Source organism: Paenibacillus phyllosphaerae, from assembly GCF_014192105.1.
GTDB lineage: Bacteria > Bacillota > Bacilli > Paenibacillales > Paenibacillaceae > Paenibacillus_Z > Paenibacillus_Z phyllosphaerae.
This window is the reverse complement of record NZ_JACHXK010000002.1, coordinates 574,409-594,565: the sequence shown is the minus strand read 5'-3', so window position 1 is coordinate 594,565 and position 20,157 is coordinate 574,409. Positions and strand designations below refer to the sequence as shown.

At 55.7% G+C, this 20,157-nt stretch carries 20 protein-coding genes; 4 read left to right on the top strand and 16 right to left on the bottom strand.

Features of this window, described 5'->3' with window-relative positions; translation table 11 throughout:
- Positions 1-27 precede the first annotated feature (27 nt).
- The 13 genes from FHS18_RS06940 to FHS18_RS06880 form a co-directional block, all read right to left on the bottom strand.
- Entirely contained in the window at positions 28-405 is a 378-nt protein-coding gene (locus tag FHS18_RS06940; RefSeq protein ID WP_343060435.1) for a putative DNA-binding protein, read from the bottom strand.
- A 112-nt stretch (positions 406-517) separates the two neighbouring features.
- A complete protein-coding gene (gene ftsY / locus FHS18_RS06935) occupies positions 518-1,510 on the bottom strand; it encodes a signal recognition particle-docking protein FtsY (RefSeq protein WP_183598711.1) in 993 nt (330 codons plus the stop codon).
- A gap of 112 nt (positions 1,511-1,622) precedes the next feature.
- Positions 1,623-5,198 carry a chromosome segregation protein SMC gene (gene smc, locus FHS18_RS06930; protein ID WP_183598331.1) on the bottom strand — a complete coding sequence of 1,192 codons (3,576 nt, stop codon included), beginning with the start codon at positions 5,196-5,198 and terminating at the stop codon, positions 1,623-1,625.
- 164 nt (positions 5,199-5,362) lie between these two features.
- Entirely contained in the window at positions 5,363-6,061 is a 699-nt protein-coding gene (rnc, locus tag FHS18_RS06925) for a ribonuclease III (protein ID WP_183598329.1), read from the bottom strand.
- Positions 6,051-7,292, bottom strand: coding sequence for a beta-ketoacyl-ACP synthase II (gene fabF, locus FHS18_RS06920; protein ID WP_183598327.1), 1,242 nt, complete (start codon positions 7,290-7,292; stop codon positions 6,051-6,053). Before fabF ends, rnc begins: the two co-directional genes overlap by 11 nt.
- Before the next feature lie 145 nt (positions 7,293-7,437).
- On the bottom strand, positions 7,438-7,671 hold the full coding sequence (acpP, locus tag FHS18_RS06915; protein WP_148928185.1) for an acyl carrier protein: 234 nt from the start codon (positions 7,669-7,671) through the stop codon (positions 7,438-7,440).
- A 101-nt stretch (positions 7,672-7,772) separates the two neighbouring features.
- On the bottom strand, positions 7,773-8,522 hold the full coding sequence (gene fabG, locus FHS18_RS06910; RefSeq protein ID WP_183598325.1) for a 3-oxoacyl-[acyl-carrier-protein] reductase: 750 nt from the start codon (positions 8,520-8,522) through the stop codon (positions 7,773-7,775).
- A 32-nt stretch (positions 8,523-8,554) separates the two neighbouring features.
- Positions 8,555-9,481, bottom strand: a complete 927-nt coding sequence (fabD, locus tag FHS18_RS06905) for an ACP S-malonyltransferase (protein ID WP_183598323.1) — start codon at positions 9,479-9,481, stop codon at positions 8,555-8,557.
- 60 nt (positions 9,482-9,541) lie between these two features.
- Positions 9,542-10,528: a beta-ketoacyl-ACP synthase III gene (locus FHS18_RS06900; RefSeq protein WP_281378671.1), complete on the bottom strand. Its 987-nt coding sequence runs from the start codon at positions 10,526-10,528 to the stop codon at positions 9,542-9,544.
- Positions 10,529-10,537: 9 nt separating this feature from the next.
- Positions 10,538-11,527 carry a phosphate acyltransferase PlsX gene (plsX, locus tag FHS18_RS06895; protein ID WP_183598321.1) on the bottom strand — a complete coding sequence of 330 codons (990 nt, stop codon included), beginning with the start codon at positions 11,525-11,527 and terminating at the stop codon, positions 10,538-10,540.
- A gap of 1 nt (position 11,528) precedes the next feature.
- Positions 11,529-12,128, bottom strand: a complete 600-nt coding sequence (gene fapR, locus FHS18_RS06890; RefSeq protein WP_183598319.1) for a transcription factor FapR — start codon at positions 12,126-12,128, stop codon at positions 11,529-11,531.
- Positions 12,129-12,412: 284 nt separating this feature from the next.
- Entirely contained in the window at positions 12,413-12,586 is a 174-nt protein-coding gene (gene rpmF / locus FHS18_RS06885) for a 50S ribosomal protein L32 (protein WP_006211382.1), read from the bottom strand.
- Positions 12,587-12,622: 36 nt separating this feature from the next.
- Positions 12,623-13,132, bottom strand: a complete 510-nt coding sequence (locus FHS18_RS06880) for a YceD family protein (RefSeq protein WP_183598317.1) — start codon at positions 13,130-13,132, stop codon at positions 12,623-12,625.
- Positions 13,133-13,244: 112 nt separating this feature from the next.
- Between FHS18_RS06880 and FHS18_RS06875 the strand changes: the two genes are divergently transcribed.
- Positions 13,245-14,495: a nucleotidyltransferase gene (locus tag FHS18_RS06875; protein ID WP_183598315.1), complete on the top strand. Its 1,251-nt coding sequence runs from the start codon at positions 13,245-13,247 to the stop codon at positions 14,493-14,495.
- A gap of 80 nt (positions 14,496-14,575) precedes the next feature.
- Here FHS18_RS06875 and FHS18_RS35105 read toward each other — a convergent pair whose 3' ends face one another.
- Positions 14,576-15,637 (bottom strand): S16 family serine protease, encoded by a 1,062-nt coding sequence (locus FHS18_RS35105; RefSeq protein WP_183598314.1) that lies wholly within the window; start codon positions 15,635-15,637, stop codon positions 14,576-14,578.
- 111 nt (positions 15,638-15,748) lie between these two features.
- Between FHS18_RS35105 and FHS18_RS06865 the strand changes: the two genes are divergently transcribed.
- Positions 15,749-16,921, top strand: a complete 1,173-nt coding sequence (locus FHS18_RS06865) for a nucleoside recognition domain-containing protein (protein ID WP_183598312.1) — start codon at positions 15,749-15,751, stop codon at positions 16,919-16,921.
- Positions 16,922-16,938: 17 nt separating this feature from the next.
- Here the strand turns inward: FHS18_RS06865 and coaD are convergent, their stop codons facing one another.
- Entirely contained in the window at positions 16,939-17,442 is a 504-nt protein-coding gene (gene coaD, locus FHS18_RS06860) for a pantetheine-phosphate adenylyltransferase (RefSeq protein WP_183598310.1), read from the bottom strand.
- Positions 17,443-17,446: 4 nt separating this feature from the next.
- Positions 17,447-18,028 carry a 16S rRNA (guanine(966)-N(2))-methyltransferase RsmD gene (rsmD, locus tag FHS18_RS06855; protein ID WP_183598308.1) on the bottom strand — a complete coding sequence of 194 codons (582 nt, stop codon included), beginning with the start codon at positions 18,026-18,028 and terminating at the stop codon, positions 17,447-17,449.
- 214 nt (positions 18,029-18,242) lie between these two features.
- Between rsmD and FHS18_RS06850 the strand changes: the two genes are divergently transcribed.
- Together FHS18_RS06850 and rocF are read left to right on the top strand one after the other, a co-directional pair.
- Positions 18,243-19,175, top strand: a complete 933-nt coding sequence (locus tag FHS18_RS06850) for a proline dehydrogenase family protein (protein ID WP_183598306.1) — start codon at positions 18,243-18,245, stop codon at positions 19,173-19,175.
- Between the two features lie 57 nt (positions 19,176-19,232).
- Positions 19,233-20,138: an arginase gene (rocF, locus tag FHS18_RS06845; protein WP_183598304.1), complete on the top strand. Its 906-nt coding sequence runs from the start codon at positions 19,233-19,235 to the stop codon at positions 20,136-20,138.
- Positions 20,139-20,157 lie beyond the last annotated feature (19 nt).

The window sequence follows — 20,157 nt, the reverse complement described above, 5'->3', positions numbered from 1 at the left end:
TTTCGAAAACGTAATATGTAGGCTGAACTAATCCCCTGATTGACTGGTACGAAGCCCGGCTGCAATCGTTTCAAGTTCGCTCGCAAGCGAATCTGAGGCTAACGCCTTCGGATCACTTGCGCAGCGTTCTAACTGAACGATCCAGCTTTCCAACGCTTCATGCTTCGTGAGCAACTTCAGCTTGCTCTCATAAGATTCCAGTACCGATTCCGCACGCTTAATATGTTCGTAGACCGCCTGGCGGCTCACTTCGAACTCGGCTGCAATCTCGCCCAGGGAATAATCATCATGAAAATAATATTTAAGAAAAGTCCGCTGCTTCTCAGTCAAGAGCGGCTCATAAAAGTCGAATAACAAGTTAATTCGAGTCGTCTTCGCAAGGGCATCGGGTCCTTGTGTAATCACCGCTGCACCACCTTTGTCAAGGGTAAGACCTTTACACATCTTAACCACGACGTTTATCATAGCGCAGGAGACACGTGCCTGTCAAGTATATTCCCTTGTCAGTTCGGAAAAGTTATTCTTCCACTTGTTCCGACGCCTGAATCAGGCCTGCAAACAACGCGTGCACGAACTGTTCGGAGTCGAATTCTTGCAGATCGTCCATCTTCTCGCCCAGACCGACAAGCTTAACCGGCAGCTGAAGCTCGTTGCGGATGGCGATGACGATACCGCCCTTTGCCGTTCCATCCAGCTTCGTTAATACAAGTCCGGTCACGCCGCTCTTCTCGCCGAACAGCTTCGCTTGACTCAAGGCATTCTGGCCTGTCGTCGCGTCGAGGACTAACAATACTTCATGCGGCGCACCAGGCACTTCGCGCTGAATGACGCGGTAGATTTTGTTCAGCTCTTCCATCAGGTTGGATTTGTTCTGCAGCCGGCCGGCCGTATCGCACAGCAGAATATCGACGCCGCGCTGCTTGGCCGCTTGAACCGCATCGAACATAACCGCCGCCGGATCTGAGCCGGACGATTGCTTGATGACGTCCACGCCTACGCGCTGCCCCCATACTTCAAGCTGCTCGATGGCCCCGGCACGGAACGTATCCCCCGCTGCCAGCAGCACGCGTTTGCCCTCGCTTTTATACTTATGGGCGAGTTTGCCGATCGTCGTCGTCTTGCCGACACCGTTAACGCCGACGAACAATACGACCGACAAGCCGCTGCTTTCGAGGTGGATTTTGTTATCCTCATCGCCTCTAAGCAAGCCGATAAGCTTCTCGGACAATACGGGCTGCAGCTCGGCTGCGTCTTCGATTTTGCGTTTCTTCACCTCTACTCGAAGTTCGTCGATCAGCTGCATGACCGTGTTGACGCCCACGTCAGCGCCGATCAGGATTTCCTCCAATTCCTCATAGAAGGCTTCATCGATCTTCTTGCGTCTTGTGATTAGCTCTTCGACGCGCTCGACGAACGCCGTGCGGGTCTTCGTCAAGCCTTCCTTGAACTTATTCGTGACGCTTTCGGTTTTCTGCGAGATGCTATCCTTCAATCGCTTAAAAAAACTCACCATGATCCCTCCATCCATCTACGTACAAAGCCAACCAAAAGCGGGCAGCCTATGCGCTAGGCCGCTCGCTTGCGGATGACGATAAACCTCTTCAATGACGCCAATCTGTTGCCTAGGCGGAGAGGGGATCCTCTTCTTCCAAGCGAACCGAGACGAGCTTCGAAACCCCGCCTTCTTCCATCGTTACGCCGTAGAGAACGTCCGCTTCCTCCATCGTCCCTTTGCGATGCGTGACCACGATGAACTGGGTCAAATGGGAGAATTCGCGCAGATATTGGGCATAACGCGCCACATTCGCTTCATCAAGCGCCGCTTCGACCTCGTCGAGCACGCAGAAAGGCACGGGCTTGACTTGAAGAATGGCGAACAGCAGCGCAATTGCCGTAAGCGCCCGCTCACCGCCGGAGAGAAGCTGCAAATTCTGGAGCTTCTTGCCTGGAGGTTGGGCGACGATATCGATCCCGCTGTCCAGCACTCGCTCCGGATCCACCAAAATCAGATCGGCGCGCCCGCCGCCGAACAACTTCGCAAAGACGACAACGAAGTGCCCGCGAATCGCCTCGAAGGTCGTCCGGAATCGTTTCGACATCTCCTCATCCATCTCGCGGATGACTTGATACAGCGTCGTTTTGGCCTCAATGAGGTCGTTCTTCTGCTCGTCAAGGAACTCATAACGTTCTTTGACCCGCTCATACTCGTCAATGGCCCCCAAGTTGACCTCACCTAGAAGCGTAATCTTCCGTTTGAGTTCGCGCACCTCGTTCTGAAGCGCAGCAATATCTTCAGGAACCGGATATTTGCTCTTCGCCAGCTCGAAACTCAGTTCATACTCTTCGCTTAGCTTGCGAAGCAGATTGTCCAACTCGACGTCTAAGCGATTGGCGGTAATCTCCGTTTGGCGAATCTGATCCTCTACCAACCGAAGCGAAGCCCGCTGTTCCTTCGTCTCGCTCTCGCCGTTCTCCAATTCCTTAACCATCTCTGCACGTTGCGCCCGCTTCAAATCCGTCTGTTCGGCGCATGTCTCTTTCTGTCCGCGCAGCGTATTAAGCTGCGTGCTCTGCCGGCCAGTCTCTTCGATGAGCTGCTTCGCCTCTTCATTCTGACGGGACAGCATGTCGCGCAGACCGTTAAGCTCTTGTTTCGCTCTAGTTATGTCCGCACGGACACGGGCCGCTTGATCCTCGAATGCCTGCTTCTCGCGATCAGCTTTGGCTACGGCGATCTTCAGGTCGGTTAATTGATCCTGCATCTGTTCCTTCGCCGACTCATTGGCCTTGCGCTTTTCTTCCGCGATCCGGATCGCTTCCTGCAGCTTCGCTTCCTCTTGCGTGAGCTCTACCAGCTTACGCTCCGCCTCGGCTGCCGACGCTTTCAACTGCTCGCGTTCCTGCCGCTGACCCGTGCTATCGGATTCGTACAACTTGTTCTGCTCATCCAGATGACGGCTCTCGTTCTCCAGCTGTTGGAGCTCCGCGCGCAAATGCTGCTCCCCGATCCGCAGCTGCTCTCCTTGACCTCGCAGGTCGTCAATGTTCTGCGACCGTATCGAATGTTCCTTGCGCAGATCGTACATCTTATCATGCAACTTGGTAAGCTGCGTATCGGTCTCTTTCACTTCCGCGTCGAGCTGCTCGATCTGGCGTTGGCGTCCGAGAAGATTGGCGCCTTTCTTCTGCATGCTGCCGCCCGTCATGGAACCGCCTGCGTTGACGACGTCCCCGTCCAGCGTAACGACACGGAAGCGGTATTGGCATTTGGCCGCGATCCGGTTCGCATGTTCCAGCGTCTGGGCGATAAGCACGTTGCCGAGCAAATTGTCCACGATCGAAGCATACTTCGGCTCGCTGCCGACCAGCTCTGCGGCTATGCCGACGAAGCCTTCGACGTTTGCAATGATCCGCTTTTCCTGTTCAGGCACGCTGCGGCCGCGAATGACATCCATTGGAAGGAATGTCGCCCGGCCCAGCTGACGCTGCTTCAGGAAAGCAATCGCGGCTCTCGCCGTACGCTCATCGGTCATGACAACATGCTGCAATGCGCCGCCCAGCGCCGTCTCAACGGCCGTCTCCAGCTTCTCAGGCACGCGAATGAGCTCAGCCACCGCGCCATGCACGCCTTCCAGCCCGCCCTGCGGCCGTCTGGAAGCTTTAAGCACTTCCTTAACGCCATGCATAAATCCATCGAGATCATCTTGCATCTCTTTCATCGTATCCCGGCGCGAGCGGAGCGCTTCCAGCTTCTGCTCCCACTTCCTCGCGGCAGACTGGGTTTCCTCCAGCAGCTTCTGGCCGGATTGCAGCTTCTCGCTCTCGCTTGCATACTTCTCTCTGGCGGCCGTGATCGCAGACATCGTATCATCGAGCCGCTGCTTCAGATCGGCACGACGATCCGTCATCTTCTGATGCTGATCCTTCCACTTGCCCTGTTCTTCGTTCAGGCGTTCCATACGGCGTTGGAGCGCTTCCTCCTGCTGTACTGCATAACGAATCTCGTTGCGCAGTTGCGCCATCGCGCTCATCACATCGAGCAAGTCGCTCTTGAGCGACTCTTCCGCTTCCGCGGAATTCGCGGCAGCCGCGCCAAGCAGTTGTGCCTCTTCCGTCATTAAACGTCCGCGCAATTCGTTAAGCTGCGCTTCAAGCTCAGCCGCCTTGCCTCGGAACTCCGCTTCTTCTTTGGTAAGCGTCGTGACGCGTTCCGTCTGTGCGGCGATGGATGTTTCCATCTGGGCACGGTTCTGATCGAGATTCTTCTTACGTTCCTTCAATACCTCGCCGTAACCTTCGCACTTCTCGTAATCCTCGCTGTACTGCAGCATGGAAGCATGCAACATGTCGAGGGTCTCTTCGATCTCTCTGAGCTTCTGGCGGTCCTTCTCGAGAACGGCATCGTGCTTGCTTACGACCGTCGTAAGAGATAGCTGTTCCTGACCAAGCTTTTCGAGCTTCGCGCTTGCCTCGGTCCACGATCGGTGCACGGTCTCGATGTTATGGACATACATCGAGATTTCCGATATTTTGAGCTGCTCGCGCAATCCCTTGTATTGAATCGCTTTCTCGGATTGCACGCGCAGCGGTTCAACCTGATCTTCGAGCTCGGAGACAAGATCGTGGATCCGCAGCAAGTTTTGCTCCGTGTCGTCGAGCTTCTTCTGGGCTTCCCGCTTGCGCGATTTATATTTCACGATACCCGAGGCTTCCTCGAATATGCCGCGGCGATCCTCGGAGCGCGTACTTAAAATTTCTTCGATCCTGCCCTGTCCGATAATGGAATACGCTTCCTTGCCAATCCCGGTATCCATGAATAATTCCGTTATGTCCTTCAGCCTGCATGGCTGTTTGTTGATCATATATTCGCTGTCGCCGCTGCGATGTACCCGCCTGGTGACTGTTACCTCGTTGTACTCGAGCGGGAGCGCATTGTCGCTGTTGTCGAGCGTTAACGAAACTTCGCCGATGTTCACCGCTTTGCGCGCATCGCTCCCGGCGAAGATGATATCTTCCATCTTGCCGCCGCGAAGACTCTTCGCGCTTTGTTCGCCAAGCACCCAGCGGATGCTGTCGCTTATATTGCTTTTACCGCTGCCGTTAGGACCGACGACCGCCGTAATGCCGCGGACAAATTCCAGCTCGGTCTTGTCGGCGAACGATTTGAAACCTGCAAGTTCTATCCTTTTCAGGAACATAGCTTTGACCTTCACCTCAACGATTATTGTACCATAGATGCCTTAAAAGGACATTGACCTAAATCCTTGCAGTCACGTCACCAGGCCACCCTGCTTCCAGCAACAAAAATCCCGGTCTGCAAGCAGCAACCGGGATCCTTACCATCTGGCTATATGTCGAAGCGTTAAGCTTCGCTCGTAAGCTTGCGCCATGCTTCTGCAGCAGCCTGCTGCTCCGCTTCTTTCTTCGTACGTCCAACACCTGAGCCGAGCACCCGCTCGCTTATCAGAACCTCAGCGACGAATTCACGGTCATGCGCAGGGCCGCGTTCCTCGGCGATCCGGTATTCGATTGGACCCAGGCTATGATGCTGCGCACGCTCCTGCAGCATCGACTTGTAGTCTTTGACAAGCAAACCGCCGTCGCCGTCGATATACGGGAACATGTGCGTCTTCAAAAATGATTGAACCGTTTCAAGCCCCTGATCGAGATATATCGCGCCGACGAACGACTCGAACAGGTCAGCCAGCAGCGCTTGGCGCCCGCGCCCGCCCAACTGCTCTTCCCCGCGGCCGAGCAGAACATGAGCGCCAAGCTCCAACATTTCCGCAAACCGCGCCAGCGACGGCTCGCACACGATCGAAGCCCGCATGCGAGTCAGCTGTCCCTCCGGCCGTTCTGGGAACGTCCGGTACAAATATTCAGAAACCGTGAGCTGAAGGACCGCGTCCCCCAGAAACTCCAAGCGCTCATTATGCTCGGAGCTGCTCTTACGGTGTTCGTTCACATAGGAAGTATGGGTAAAGGCCTGCCGGAGCAGGCGCGGTTTGCGGAACCGGAGCTGCAGTCTTTCCTGCAGCTCCTCAAACGGTTCATGCTTCATATTTCTTGAGGATGATCGTTGCATTGTGTCCACCGAATCCGAACGAGTTGGAGAGCGCGATGCGAACATCCGCTTGACGCGGCTTATTCGGCACGTAATCCAGGTCGCATTCCGGATCTTGATTCTCTAGGTTGATCGTCGGCGGGATCATCCCATTGCGCAATGTCAGACCAAGAATGACGGCTTCAACGCCGCCTGCTGCGCCGAGCAGATGGCCTGTCATCGATTTGGTCGAGCTGACGGCAAGCTTATAGGCATGCTCGCCGAACGCCTTCTTAATCGCGGTGGTCTCCGATTTGTCGCCTACCGGCGTCGAAGTGCCATGCGCATTGATATAATCGATTTCCGACGGCTCAAGTCCGCTGTCCTTCAACGCGCGAATCATGCAACGTGCAGCGCCATCCGGGTCCGGCTCGGTCATATGATGCGCGTCGCCGCTCATCCCGTAGCCGATTACTTCGGCATAAATCTGAGCGCCGCGCTTCTGCGCATGCTCCAGCGATTCAAGCACGAGCACGCCCGAACCTTCACCCATGACGAAGCCGTCGCGGCCTGTATCGAACGGGCGGCTCGCCTTATGAGGCTCATCATTGCGCGTAGACATCGCGCGCATCGAGCAGAAGCCCGCAAGACCCGTAGGCCGGATCGTTGCTTCCGCACCGCCGCAGATCATGACGTCCGCATCGCCGCGCTGAATCATTTTGTAGGAATCGCCAATGGAATGCGTTCCGGTCGCACAAGCGGTAACCGCCGTGCTGTTCGGACCTTTGGCGCCGGTTGCCATCGACACTTGGCCAGAAGCCATATTGGCGATCATCATCGGAATGAAGAATGGGCTGACCCGCTTAGGGCCTTTCTCGAGCAGAATATTATGCTGATCTTCCCATGTTCCTAGTCCGCCGATGCCCGATCCGATCATAACGCCGACGCGCTCCGCGTCGACTTGCTCGCCAATGACCAGATTCGCATCCTTGATCGCTGCCTGGCTGGCTACGACCGCGAATTGCACGAAACGGTCCATGCGGCGCGCTTCTTTCTTATCGATCCCGTAATCTTCCGGGTTGAAATTCTTCACTTCCGCAGCGATCTGCGTCGGGTACTCGGAGACATCGAACGCCTCAATATGCGAAACGCCGGACTTGCCCTCCATCAGGTTACCCCAGAACTGCTGCAACTCGGAGCCGAGCGCTGTCATCACTCCCATGCCTGTAACAACGACTCTTTGCTTCATACTGTTCACCTCGAATAAAACGTATGGTAACAAACCATCTAGAATCTATAAAAATCGCTTCAAGCGCTTGCTTCATGTAAGTCCACCAAAAATAGGCGTAACAAGGAGAGAAGTCCCGTCGGTTAAAACGGGACTTGTCCAAACATTACGTATGAGATTGTATGTAGTTAACTACCTCTCCCACACTGGTGATTTTCTCTGCATCTTCATCAGAGATTTCCATATCGAATTCATCTTCCAGCTCCATGACGAGTTCAACGACGTCAAGAGAGTCAGCGCCGAGGTCGTCTTTAAACGACGCTTCAAGCGTAACTTCAGATTCGTCAACGCCAAGGCGGTCGATAACGATGCGCTTCACACGTTCCAATACATCGGACATCCGGTTCACCTCCTCCAAAGTATTATACGAGAATTGAGGACAAATTGCCATACGTTGCAACGGCTGCGTCCGCAAGCGGTTACTTCGGCTCTACAAGCCTATTACATGTACATGCCGCCGTCAACATGGATAGTCTGGCCCGTCATGTAAGAGGCCGAGTCAGAAGCCAGGAAACGGACCGCGTTCGCGATATCCTCTGGCGCGCCCAAGCGAGCGAGCGGGATCCCTTCAGACAGCTTCGCCTTTGCCTCTTCAGGCAGCTTGTCCGTCATATCGGTCTGGATAAAGCCAGGCGCTACGCAATTGACCGTAATGCCCCTCGAAGCCAGTTCCCGCGCAGACGACTTGGTCAAGCCGATGACGCCGGCTTTGGCCGCGACGTAATTAGCCTGCCCAGGATTGCCGAGCACACCGACGACGGACGAAATATTGATGATCCGGCCGGAGCGCTGCTTCATCATTTGTCGCGTAACCGATTTAATGCCGTTAAACACGCCCTTGAGGTTCGTGTTGATGACATCGTCGAATTCTTCTTCCTTCATGCGCATGATCAGATTATCGCGCGTGATGCCGGCATTGTTCACGAGAATATCGATCGTGCCGAACGTCTCGATCACTTGCTTGACCATCGCTTCGAACTCATCCGCCTTGCCTACGTTGGCTTTCAGCAGCAACGAGCGTCTGCCGAGCGCCTCTACAGCTTGCGCCGTCTCAGCCGCCGCGGATTCGCTGCCGGCGTAGTTGATCGCCACGTCAGCGCCAGCTTCCGCCAGCGCAATGGCGATCGCACGGCCAATACCGCGCGACGCACCCGTTACGAGTGCCGTTTTTCCTGTCAAGGATGCAAACATAGCCGTACCCCTTTCTATCCAGTATACCGTACTTAGGCCGTTACAGCTTCCAATGCGGAAACGTTATTGACCGCAACAACGGTAACCGTCTTGTCGATTTTCTTGATCAAGCCAGCCAGTACCGTGCCGCTGCCGATTTCGTAGAAGGTATCGACGCCTTGCTCAATCAGATAGCGGATGCTGTCTTCCCAGAGCACAGGCGAATACACTTGCTCAGCGAGAAGCGTGCGAATCTGGTCCTTATCTGTAACGGGACGCGCCGTGACGTTCGCGATAACCGGAATCGTGGCATCCGCTAACGACAAGCCTTCCAGCACAGCGCCAAGACGATCCGCCGCAGGCTTCATGAGCGAAGAATGGAAAGGACCGCTAACCTCGAGCGGAATGACGCGTTTGGCGCCCGCCTCTTTGCCGCGCTCGACTACAGCTTGTACCCCTTCTGCCGTACCGGAAATGACGATCTGCCCCGGACAGTTCACGTTGGCCAACTCAACGGATCCAACATCGCCGCTCACAGCGCTGCACAGATTAGCGAGCGCCTCGCGCTCAGCGCCAAGCACAGCCGCCATGGCGCCTTGGCCGCCTGGAACAGCCTGTTCCATGAATTCGCCGCGCGATCGCACGGCACGAACCGCGTCTTCGAACGACAGAACTCCGGCTGCGACAAGCGCGCTGTATTCGCCCAGACTGTGTCCGGCTACATAATCAGGGGCGATTCCTTTGGCCTTAAACGCCTCAAGGAGCGCAACGCTGATCGTCAGCAAAGCCGGCTGCGTATTGACCGTCTGCTTCAGGACTTCGTCCGGACCTTCAAAAATAATATCGCTTATCTTGAAGCCGAGCGCCTCATCCGCACGGTCAACAATGGCGCGCGACGCTTCGATCTGTTCGTAAGCATCCTTGCCCATGCCGACGGACTGTGCGCCCTGGCCCGGGAAAACAAACGCAATTTTACCCATTCTAGCAACCTCCATAAGGTTCAATGTACCACGGCTAACCGAGCCGAGCGCAAGAAACAATTACCAGACGAGCACGCTAGCTCCCCATGTGAGTCCTCCGCCGAAGCCGACGAGCACCAGGCGGTTTCCTTCTTGGACTCGGCCTTCTTCCACCGCTTCCGCGAGCGCGATCGGGATGGACGCTGCCGATACATTGCCGTATTTGTTCAGGTTGATCATGCATTTCTCTTCCGGCAAATTCAGACGGTTCAGCGCCGACTGAATGATCCGGATATTCGCCTGATGCGGCACGAGCAGATCGATCTCGCTCTTTTCCATGCCCGCTTTGCGGAGCGCCTCTTCAGCTGCGCTGCCCATAATGCGAACGGCGAATTTGAATACATCGTTGCCTGCCATGTAAATAAAATGAGACTTGGAATCGATCGATTCCTTGGATGATGGCATACGCGATCCGCCGCCGCACACTTTCAACAGTTCGCCGCCGCTGCCGTCCGCGCCGAGCTCGAACGATTGGAAACCGCGTCCTGCCGGCACTTCGCCTAGCACGACTGCCCCCGCTCCATCTCCGAACAGAATACATGTGTTGCGGTCGGTGTAGTCCGTGATGCGCGATAAGCATTCTGCGCCAACGACGAGCACATGTTTATACATGCCTGTCGCGATCATGTTCGAAGCCGTGGCCAAGCCATAAATGAACCCGGAGCACGCTGCGGACAGATCGAACGCCGCCGCCTTCTTAGCGCCGAGCTTCTCTTGCAGCAGGCACGCCGTCGAAGGGAAGAACATATCCGGCGTAATCGTCGCCACGATGATAAGATCCAGATCTTCCGCCGTTATGCCGGCCGCTTGCAGCGCCTGCTGCGAAGCATGGAGGGCCAAATCGCTCGTCGCTTGCTCAGCCGAAGCGATTCTCCTCTCCCGGATACCTGTACGCGTGACGATCCATTCGTCATTCGTTTCCACCATTTGCTCAAGTTCCTGATTGGTCAGCACCCGCTCAGGCACATATTTACCGGTTCCAATAATACCTACTGGCAATAATTGCATCTGACCCACTCACTTCCTGCTGAATTCCGTTGCGATCGACTCCACGAGCTTGTTCTGAATCGCGATACGCGCTTTCCCAACCGCGTTCTTCACGGCGACGTCGTTGGACGATCCGTGACACTTGAGCACGAGCCCGTTCACGCCGAGAAGCGGACCTGCGCCATGCTCTTTATAATCCATCTTCGCACGCAGCGATTGCAGCTTAGGCTTCACCAGCAGAGCGGCAATCTTCGTCAGAAGGGAGCTCGTCAACGCGTCGCGCACGCTGCGCATGACGACCGTCGCCGTCCCTTCCATCGATTTGAGCATAATATTCCCGGCAAAACCGTCGCAGATCAGCACGTCGCAGTTGCGCAGCAGCACATCGCGAGATTCGACGTTGCCGATAAAGTTGATCGGCGCGTTCTGAAGGAGCTCGAATGCCGCTTTCGTCAACTCATTGCCCTTCATCGCTTCCGTGCCCACGTTCAGAAGGCCGACGCGAGGATTGCTCATGCCGTGAACCTTCGTCCGGTAGATACTGCCCATGATGGCATATTGGAGCAGATGCTCCGGCTTCGCGTCCATGTTCGCGCCAAGATCGAGCGCAAGCATGCCCACATCATCCATCGTCGGCAGCATCGGCGCAAGCGCCGGACGCTCGATCCCTTCAATCCGGCCAACGATTAGGAGCCCCGTCGTCATAAGCGCCCCGGTGTTGCCAGCGGACAGCATAGCAGCCGCCTTGCCTTCCCGGACGAGATTGCCGGCAACGACCATGGACGCGCCTTTCTTCCGTCTGACCGCCCGAACCGGTTCATCATCCGGGCCAATTACATCATCCGTATGTATAATTTCCACATTGGACGGCTTATTCCCGCCCATCGCCGCTTCAATCTGCTGTGTATCGCCGACGAGCAGCAAATGCGTATCCGGCCATTCCTTGGCCGCTTGCAACGCGCCGAGCACAATCTGGGACGGAGCGTGATCTCCTCCCATGGCATCGATTGCGATCCGCATGTCAGTTCCCTCCTTCGATGATCGGCTCTCCAGCGGACCGATAGATGACAAAATGGCCTTGGAACACCATCTCGTCCCCTACGTATGAGAATACTTCCACCTTCGCTTTGCTCTTCTCCCCGGAGATCGACCTCACATAGGCTTTGGCTATGCATTTCTCGCCCAGCTTCACGGAACGTACGAAGCGGATGTCCGCCGTCGCCGTAAGCGCGATCTCATCGTTAATGACCGCGACGGCCAGCGAGTTCGCCTGCGCGAATACGTGATGGCCGCGGGCAATCCCGGTGCGCGAGAAGACATGCTCATCCCGGATCTCGAAGATGGAGATGCCGCTCTTATCCAGCTGCAAATCCACGATATCGCCGATAACTTCATGCAGCGGAAGCGATCTGACGGCGTCGTACGACCGTTCAGCCATGAGCTTTAGCCGCTCGCGAAGCTCCGGGATGCCAAGCTCCATCCGGTCAAGCCTTACTGTCTGTATACTTACTTTAAGTTGTCTCGTTAATTCGCGATCCGTAATAAACGGATTCTCTTCGATAAGCTTCGATAATTGCTGGTGCCGCTGTCTCTTCGGTAAGCGCTCGATGGCCCGCACCACCTTTGCTGTAATTGTTCAGCCGGGTATATGCTATCGCCTCATGCGGCGTACGATTGCGAGGAAGCTGATGACATGATAGGCGCCGCCCTTAGCGTTAACGCGCAATCCATTGCCGCCGAACTTACAAGCAGCTATTATAACCTGGTACTAACAGTATATAGAAGAACACCGTCTGACGCAACGACATTCGCTTCTCATCTTCCCGGCAGGCGGATTCAGTACGCGTTTTTGGGCAAAAAAAATAGCACCTCACCGTGGGATGAAGTACTACTTGTAAGTTAGAACTATTGTTTAATGATCTCTCTCGCCTTATACGTGCCGCAAACTTTGCATACACGGTGAGCCAGTTTAAGCTCTCCGCACTGTTCGCATTTCACCATACCCGGTACTGCAAGTTTGAAATGCGTACGGCGTTTGTCACGACGGGTTTTGGATGTTCTTCGTTGTGGTACTGCCATGTTTCCCACCTCCTTCACAGAATTCGGTAACGTTCGTTACTTGTTGTCCTTGAATAAATCCTTCAAAGCGGCCAGCCTTGGATCAATGCGTTCCGTGGAACAGCCGCATGCCGATTCGTTCAAATTGGATCCGCAAGAGTGACATAAGCCCTTGCAATCTTCGCTACACATGGGTGTAAACGGAAGCGCCAAAAGCATGTTCTCCTCAAACAACGGGTCCAGTTCAACCTTGTCCTCTTCGACGACGATAACTTCCTCGTCTTCGGCTCCATGCTTGGAGGCCGCAGGCTTGAAGCGCTCGTGAAAGGGAACAACGATTGTTTCTTTCACCGGTTCCAGACAGCGGGAGCAAGCAAGCTCGACATCGATAGACAACTGCCCTTCGATATGAGCGGTGCCGGCCAAGCCGTAGGTGACCAGATCGACTTCCAGCGGACCAGAGGATAGAACGTCCTTGCGGACTTCCTTTAACCAGCTGGTGTCAAGACTCGCACGAAGCGGAGTCTTCGTTCCTTTGGATGCCAGTTCCTGAACATGAATCTCCATATGATCACTCCAAACAAACAAAGATTATTATATCGACGTTCAATTCATTTTGTCAACATTTTCACTCTCGTGATATAGTGAAAATACTTTGGAAACCTTTGGAGGGCTGTCTGTGCGCACCGTCGGATTGATCGTCGAATACAATCCATTCCATAATGGACATTTTTATCATTTGCAGCAATCGGTCAAAATAACGCAAAGCGACGCGGTGGTCGCGGTCATGAGCGGCAACTTCCTGCAGCGCGGCGAGCCTGCTCTCACAGACAAATGGACGCGGGCGGAGATGGCGCTGGCCGGCGGCTGCGACCTTGTCATTGAACTCCCGGTTGCCTATTCCACACAAGCCGCAGAATGGTTCGCATATGGCGCAGTCAAGCTGCTCGACGCAACAGGCGTCGTAGATACGCTTTGTTTCGGCAGCGAGAGCGGCGAGATCGATACGCTTGTACGCGTGGCCAAGGCCATGGCGAGTGAAACCCCAGATTTTCGGCAAATGCTCGACGATGCATTATCGCAAGGGCAAAGTTACCCAGCAGCCTATAGCAGCGCGGTACGCCGGTACATGGCAGACCTTGGCGACCCAGAGGCGGCCGAGTTTGCGTTGGAACAACCGAACAATACGCTCGGCCTCCATTACTTGCTCGCCTTGGAGCGTCTTCGATCGCCTATCGTCCCCTATACGATCAAACGCGAAAAAGCGGGATATTCTCAGACTACCATAACGGACACTCAAATAGCCAGTGCTACTGCCATCCGCAAGGTTCTTACCGGCGACGGAACGCTCCTTGATATCAAGCCTTTTGTTCCCCTTACCACCTACACCCTACTGGAGCGCGAGTTTACGGGAAGGCCTGAACCGATGGGCTGGCAACACTATGAAAAGGCGCTATTCCATCGTCTGGTATCGACGCCTGCAGCCGAACTGGCCCTTCTACATGAGATCACCGAAGGCCTTGAGCACCGAATCAAGCACGCGCTGCCCAAGTTGACGGAGCTGCGATTCGACGTGCTGCTGGAGTCGTTGAAGACAAAGAGATATACGCGCACCAAGCTCCAACGCGCCTTGCTGTCCGCGCTGCTAGGCCATCAGAAACAAGCGTTCACCCGCGAACGGCTGCAGAACGGCGTACAGTACATTCGCGTGCTCGGCTTTAACGACAAAGGACGAAAGCTGCTCGGACGCATGCGCAAGGAGGCTAAGCTGCCCGTTCTTCTCAGCGCTGCCGACGCCTCAGAGCCATATCCATACTTGGCATTGGATGTACAAGCCACTTCCGTCTACGAACTTGAGCGGCCTGGCGCATCGGCGCGAACCTTGTACCGCGACTATTACGAGAAACCGATCATGCGGTCAACGACGTGAAGCCACTTCCACAACCCGGCGAAAAAATAGAGGCAGACAAGCCCCAGATGCTAATTTTACGGGCTGTCTGCCTTTTTCATTCATCCTGCATGCTTCATACTATGCAGCGCCTCCACCGCCTCCGGCAAAGACGTCACGCTCACGATCAGCATGTCCGTGCCGATCGCGCTAGCTTTCTCCCTCGCCGCTTCCGCATTCTTCTCCGGTACCAAGAACACTTGCGCGCCTGCACGATCGGCCGCCACCACCTTATGGTCAATGCCTCCGATCGGACCAACGGTCCCGTCTGCATCAATCGTCCCCGTGCCCGCAACTTGCAGGCCGGCGGTCAGGTCGCCTGCAGTGAGCAGATCGAGCGTTTGCAAGGCGAACATAAGGCCGGCGGATGGCCCGCCGATATCTCCGGCTTCGATCGTCACTTGATCCTTAGCCAGCTGCGGAATCATCCGTCTTTGCTCGGCTAGCTGAGCCACGCCTACTGCCTCCGCTTCCGAGCCGGCCTCCACAGCCCCGCTGACGGACAGGTTCAGCTGCACATGGCGTTCTTGACGTTCTACCATGACCTCCACAACCTGAGGCGTTGTAACGCCATCCAGCGCCGCCCTCAGCTCTGCCAGACTCGCAACCGCCTGTCCTCGTACAGCAAGGAGCTCATCGCCTGTCATTAGCTGCTTACCCTGTTCCCCCGCTTGATCCCCGCCATCCGTTACGACAAGCGCATACGGTTCGATCTGATAGGCAACGCCGGCGGCGCGATATGCAGCCTCGATCGCATCTACCGAAGAACCTTGCATGATGACGGTCTGCCGCGCGATGAACGTCTCCTCGTCTTCCCCGCCTAGCACATCCTTCTTCCGGTGAAGTTCGATATTATCATCCCAGGTCGAACGGATCGTCTTCCACAGGTTCACGTAAGACAACTGCACCGTCGTCAGCATAAACGCTCCCTTACTCGCTTCGCTATTCTGCTCTGCTTTCACGAGCGGCTTGGTCGGAAAGGCAATGCCTGGCTCATAAGCGGCATACGGCGTAGGCACGTAAAGGAGCAGGGTCATAATCACCGCCGCGGCGAGCATCCACTTGAGCAGATACAAGAGCGGGCTTGATGAACGATTACCCGTTTCGCGCTGCTTGGCATCCACTCGTATTCCTCCTCGCGTGATTGATTGGTCTATCCGGTGTAAGACAAGCGTACAATGTAGTGCTGTTTTGGATTCGAAGGACTAAATCTATCCGCACTGGAGATGGACGTTATGATGCGCACGCTACTGATGGCCAGCCTGTCCCTACTGGTTGTTGCCGCGATCATTATGAGTCCGGGCGAAGCATTCCAAGCGTCCTTGCAAGGATTGACCGTCTGGTGGAACATTGTTTTTCCCGGGTTGCTGCCGTTCTTGACCTTATTCGAGCTCATGCTCGCTTTTGGTGCGGTGCACGGACTCGGAGCGCTTCTTGACCCGCTGATGCGCCGCTTGTTCAAGCTCCCCGGCGAAGCCGGACTGGCCGTCGCTTTCGGCTGGGGAGGCGGATTCCCGGCCGGCGCCGATGCGACCGCGCAACTGCGCAAAAGAGCCGCCGTGTCCAAGAGCGAAGGGGAGCGGCTGCTGGCTTTGTCGCATATGCCGAATCCGCTATTCGTCCTGATCGTTGTCGGTTCGGGATTCCTGCATCAGCCGGAGCTTGGCATAGCCATTCTGCTTGCCATATGGGTCAGCGGACTTTTCGCCGGATTCATCATGGGACTTGGGAGCGGGAACCGCAACTTACAATCAGCGGAGACCGTCCAACAAGGCATTTTGCGCCGCGCTGCGATCGCGATGTCGGAGGCACGCAAGAAAGACGGGCGTACGCTGGGCAAAGTGCTCGGCGACTCCGTCTCGGCTTCCGTCGCCAAACTCATGGCTGTCGGCGGATTCATGATGCTTGGGGCCGTGGCCGTCTCCCTGCTGTCTCCGCTGCTCAAGAGTTTCGTCCCGCCTATGCTGCTGCCGGTATTGATTGAGAGCCACATCGGCGCCTATGCGGCAGCGACCGCCGAGCTGCCAGGTGGGCCTTGGATCGCCGCGGCCATAGCAGGGGCATTAAGCTTCGGCGGCATAACCGCGCTGCTGCAAGCCGGCAGCTCCATTGCCGGTACGGATCTCAGCCTTCGCCGGCTTATGGTCTCAAGGGTGCTGCAGCCTGTACTCGCCTTCGGATTTGCCCTATTCACCGTGCTGCCTATCGCATCGTTCTTCAGAAGCCTTGCCGCTTCTACTGCCCCTGCCATGTACCAGAGCAACTGGTGGCCCGCATCGGCTATTATCCGTTCTTCCGAGCTGCCCAATCTATGGGGATCGTCCTTCGTGCTCCTGCTCATTTTCACGGCAGCGGTCGTCATGCTATCCTTCTTCTCTTACGGCACTTCACGGTTAAGTAAAAAATAAGTACGCGGTCAGAGCGCTTACATAAATTTGTGCATAAGCGCTTCCTCGACTGCCGGCGGCACCAGATCCTTCACATTGCCCTTGAACTTGGCAATTTCCTTGACGATGCTGGAGCTTAAGTAAGAATACTTCGGATTCGTCATCATAAAGATCGTCTCGATATCCCCGTCCATCTGGGAATTGATCGATGCCATCTGCAGTTCATATTCGAAGTCCGTTACGGAACGAATGCCTCTTACGATCACTTGGGCGTTGCGCGACCGCATGAAACGGACGAGCAAATCGCGGAAGCTGTCGAGCGATACGTTCGGCAGTTCCTTCGTCGCTTCCGCAAGGAGCTTCTTCCGCTCCTCGACGGTGAAGAGCGGACTTTTGCTCGTATTATTAAGCACCGCAACGATGACATGGTCGAACTGCTTCGATGCCCTGCGTATAATGTCCAGATGTCCAAGCGTGACGGGATCGAAACTTCCCGGGTATACGGCGATCCGGTGGCCGGGTGGCTGCGGGATTAATGACATGAATTTATTCCTCCATTGGGTGCTCGCTGCGCACCGGATTGTAACGGTAGATCGTGACGGCCGTGTCGCCGTAGCGGGCATATTTCAACTGTTCGAAAGCCCCTGCCGTCTCCGGGTATACATGGTCGGCATCATGCTCGACGACCACTTTGGCTCCATCCTCGACAAGCCCCCGCTCGGCCAAATCCAGCATAAGCGCGTCCATTTCTTTCATCCGGTATGGCGGATCGAGGAAGATAAGCGAAAAAGCGCTCCCCCGCTTCTCTAGCGCCTTCAGCGCTCTGCCTGCTTCGTTGCGGTAAATCTCCGCGCGTTCCGCCACGTTCGCGGCCGTTACATTATGTTTGACAATATCCACGCTTATACGATCCATATCGATAAAGATCGCGCGGTCGATACCTCTGCTTAACGCTTCGATACCAAGACCGCCTGTCCCGGCGAACAGATCCAGCGCCAGGCCTCCGTCGAAATAAGGTCCGATCATGCTGAATATCGCTTCTTTTACTTTATCGGTCGTTGGACGCGTATTCGTGCCGGGCACTGCTTTGAGTGCGCGGCCTTTCGCCGTCCCTGCGATGACTCTCACCTTGATGTTTTCCCCTTTCTTGCATTGCGAACTACAGGTTATCGTACCATACATTCCCTCTGATGTTAAACCTGTGCGGAAGAGCCGAGAGCAAGGTGTTTTTTGTCATGTTGACAGCGTTCCGCGGCTATATATGAATAAACGATCATCCTAGCTTACTCCCCGCATCGTAACGATAAACGTTTGCAACCAGCCGTACAAGGGGTGAATTTCGATGGATATCGGAACACGGCTCTTCCGCACCGCGCTGCTCGGATTAGCAGGCAACCGTGCCGCCCGCGCTTTCTCGGAACGTTACGGCATGAAGCTGGGCGCAAGCCGGTTCGTAGCCGGAGAAACGATGGACGATGCGCTTCAGCAAGCCAAAAAGCTTAACGACGCCGGGATTGCCGTTACGTTGGACTTCTTGGGCGAAAGCATAAGCAGCCTGGACGAAGCCAAAACAAGCGAGCTCGGCTATCTTGATCTTCTGCAGGCCATCGACCGTGAGGCCATCAAGGGCAATGTGTCTTTGAAGCCGACGCAATTCGGCCTTGCCCTCGATCCCGCATACTGCCAAGAAAGTATTCGTTCGGTCGTACGGGAGGCATCACGCCTTGGCATTTTCGTACGCCTGGATATGGAGGATAGTCCTTGGACGGACGCCACCATCCGGATGGTCCGGACGCTGCATCAGGAAGGACTTACGAATGTCGGCACGGTCATTCAAGCCTACCTCTACCGGAGCGGCCAAGACGTCAAAGAGCTAACCCGCGAAAAAATGAATTTGCGGCTCGTCAAAGGCGCTTATAAAGAGCCTGCCAGCATTGCTTTTCCTTCCAAAAAAGAAGTGGACAACAATATGCGGCGCCTCATCCGCGCGCGTCTTGATTCCAAAGTCTATACTGCCATCGCCACTCACGACGAAAGCATGATCCGATGGGTGAAGTCCTATACGAAGTCGCACCGGATTCCTCGCTCGGCCTTTGAATTCCAGATGCTCTACGGCATTCGGACGCCGCTGCAGGAATCGCTTGCCCGTGAAGGCTACACGGTTCGCAGCTATGTTCCATTCGGGCAAAGCTGGTATCCGTATTTTGTCCGCAGGCTGGCTGAACGACCGGCCAATGTCGGCTTTATCGCCAAAAGCCTGTTCAAGCGAGGTTAGTTTATAAAGCCAAGCTTAAGTAAGAGCAAGGTACACTGATACGCGCAGGAGGATGCCATGAACAATCAGCTGCCCGTCTCCATCCTGCCGGTACCCTTTGATTGGGGCGCTGGACGAAGAGGCGCTGCCGCAGGACCGGAGGCCGTTCTTCACGCCGGAGTCATTCGCAGACTTCAACAGCTCGGCTATCGCGTTCAACTGCGGAGCGAGGATTGCCTGCCGAACACGTCTGCTGACAGACGCACCGCCATGCAGCTTAAGCATTGGGGACGCGTCTTGACGATCAATGAAGCCATTGCCCAGGAAGTCCGCAGCATCGCGGCGGAGGGCCTGTTCCCGCTCACGATTGGCGGCGATCACAGCATTGCGCTCGGAACGATCGCCGGGGCCGCCGCATCGCGCAAACGTCTGGGCGTGATCTGGATTGACGCCCATGGCGACTTGAATACGCCGGAGACGACGCCGTCCGGCAATATACACGGCATGTCCTTGGCCGCCGCTATTGGATTAGGCGATTCGCGATTCACAGGCATCGGAGGCTACAGTCCCAAGCTTGCGCCCGAGCGGATCGTGCTCGTCGGTGCCCGCGAACTCGACGACGGGGAGAAGAAGCGGATCCGCGAGCTAAATATCACCTGTTTCACCATGCATGAGATCGATCGTTACGGGATGGGGCATGTGATGGAAGAAGCGATCCGCATCGCTTCGGCCGATGCGGACGGCGTCCATGTCAGCTTCGATATCGACAGCGTCGATCCGGGCGAAGCCCCAGGCACGGGCACGCCTGTCCGAGGCGGTCTGAACTATCGTGAAGCGCATTTGGCCATGGAGATGCTCCATGAGGCCGGCGTCGTGACTTCCGCAGACGTGGTGGAAGTTAACCCGCTCCTCGATAACGGCCAGCGTACGGCCCGGCTCGCGGTTGAATTGATCGCTTCGCTCGCCGGCGAGCGGATCCTGTAACGCGCAAAGAACCACCCTG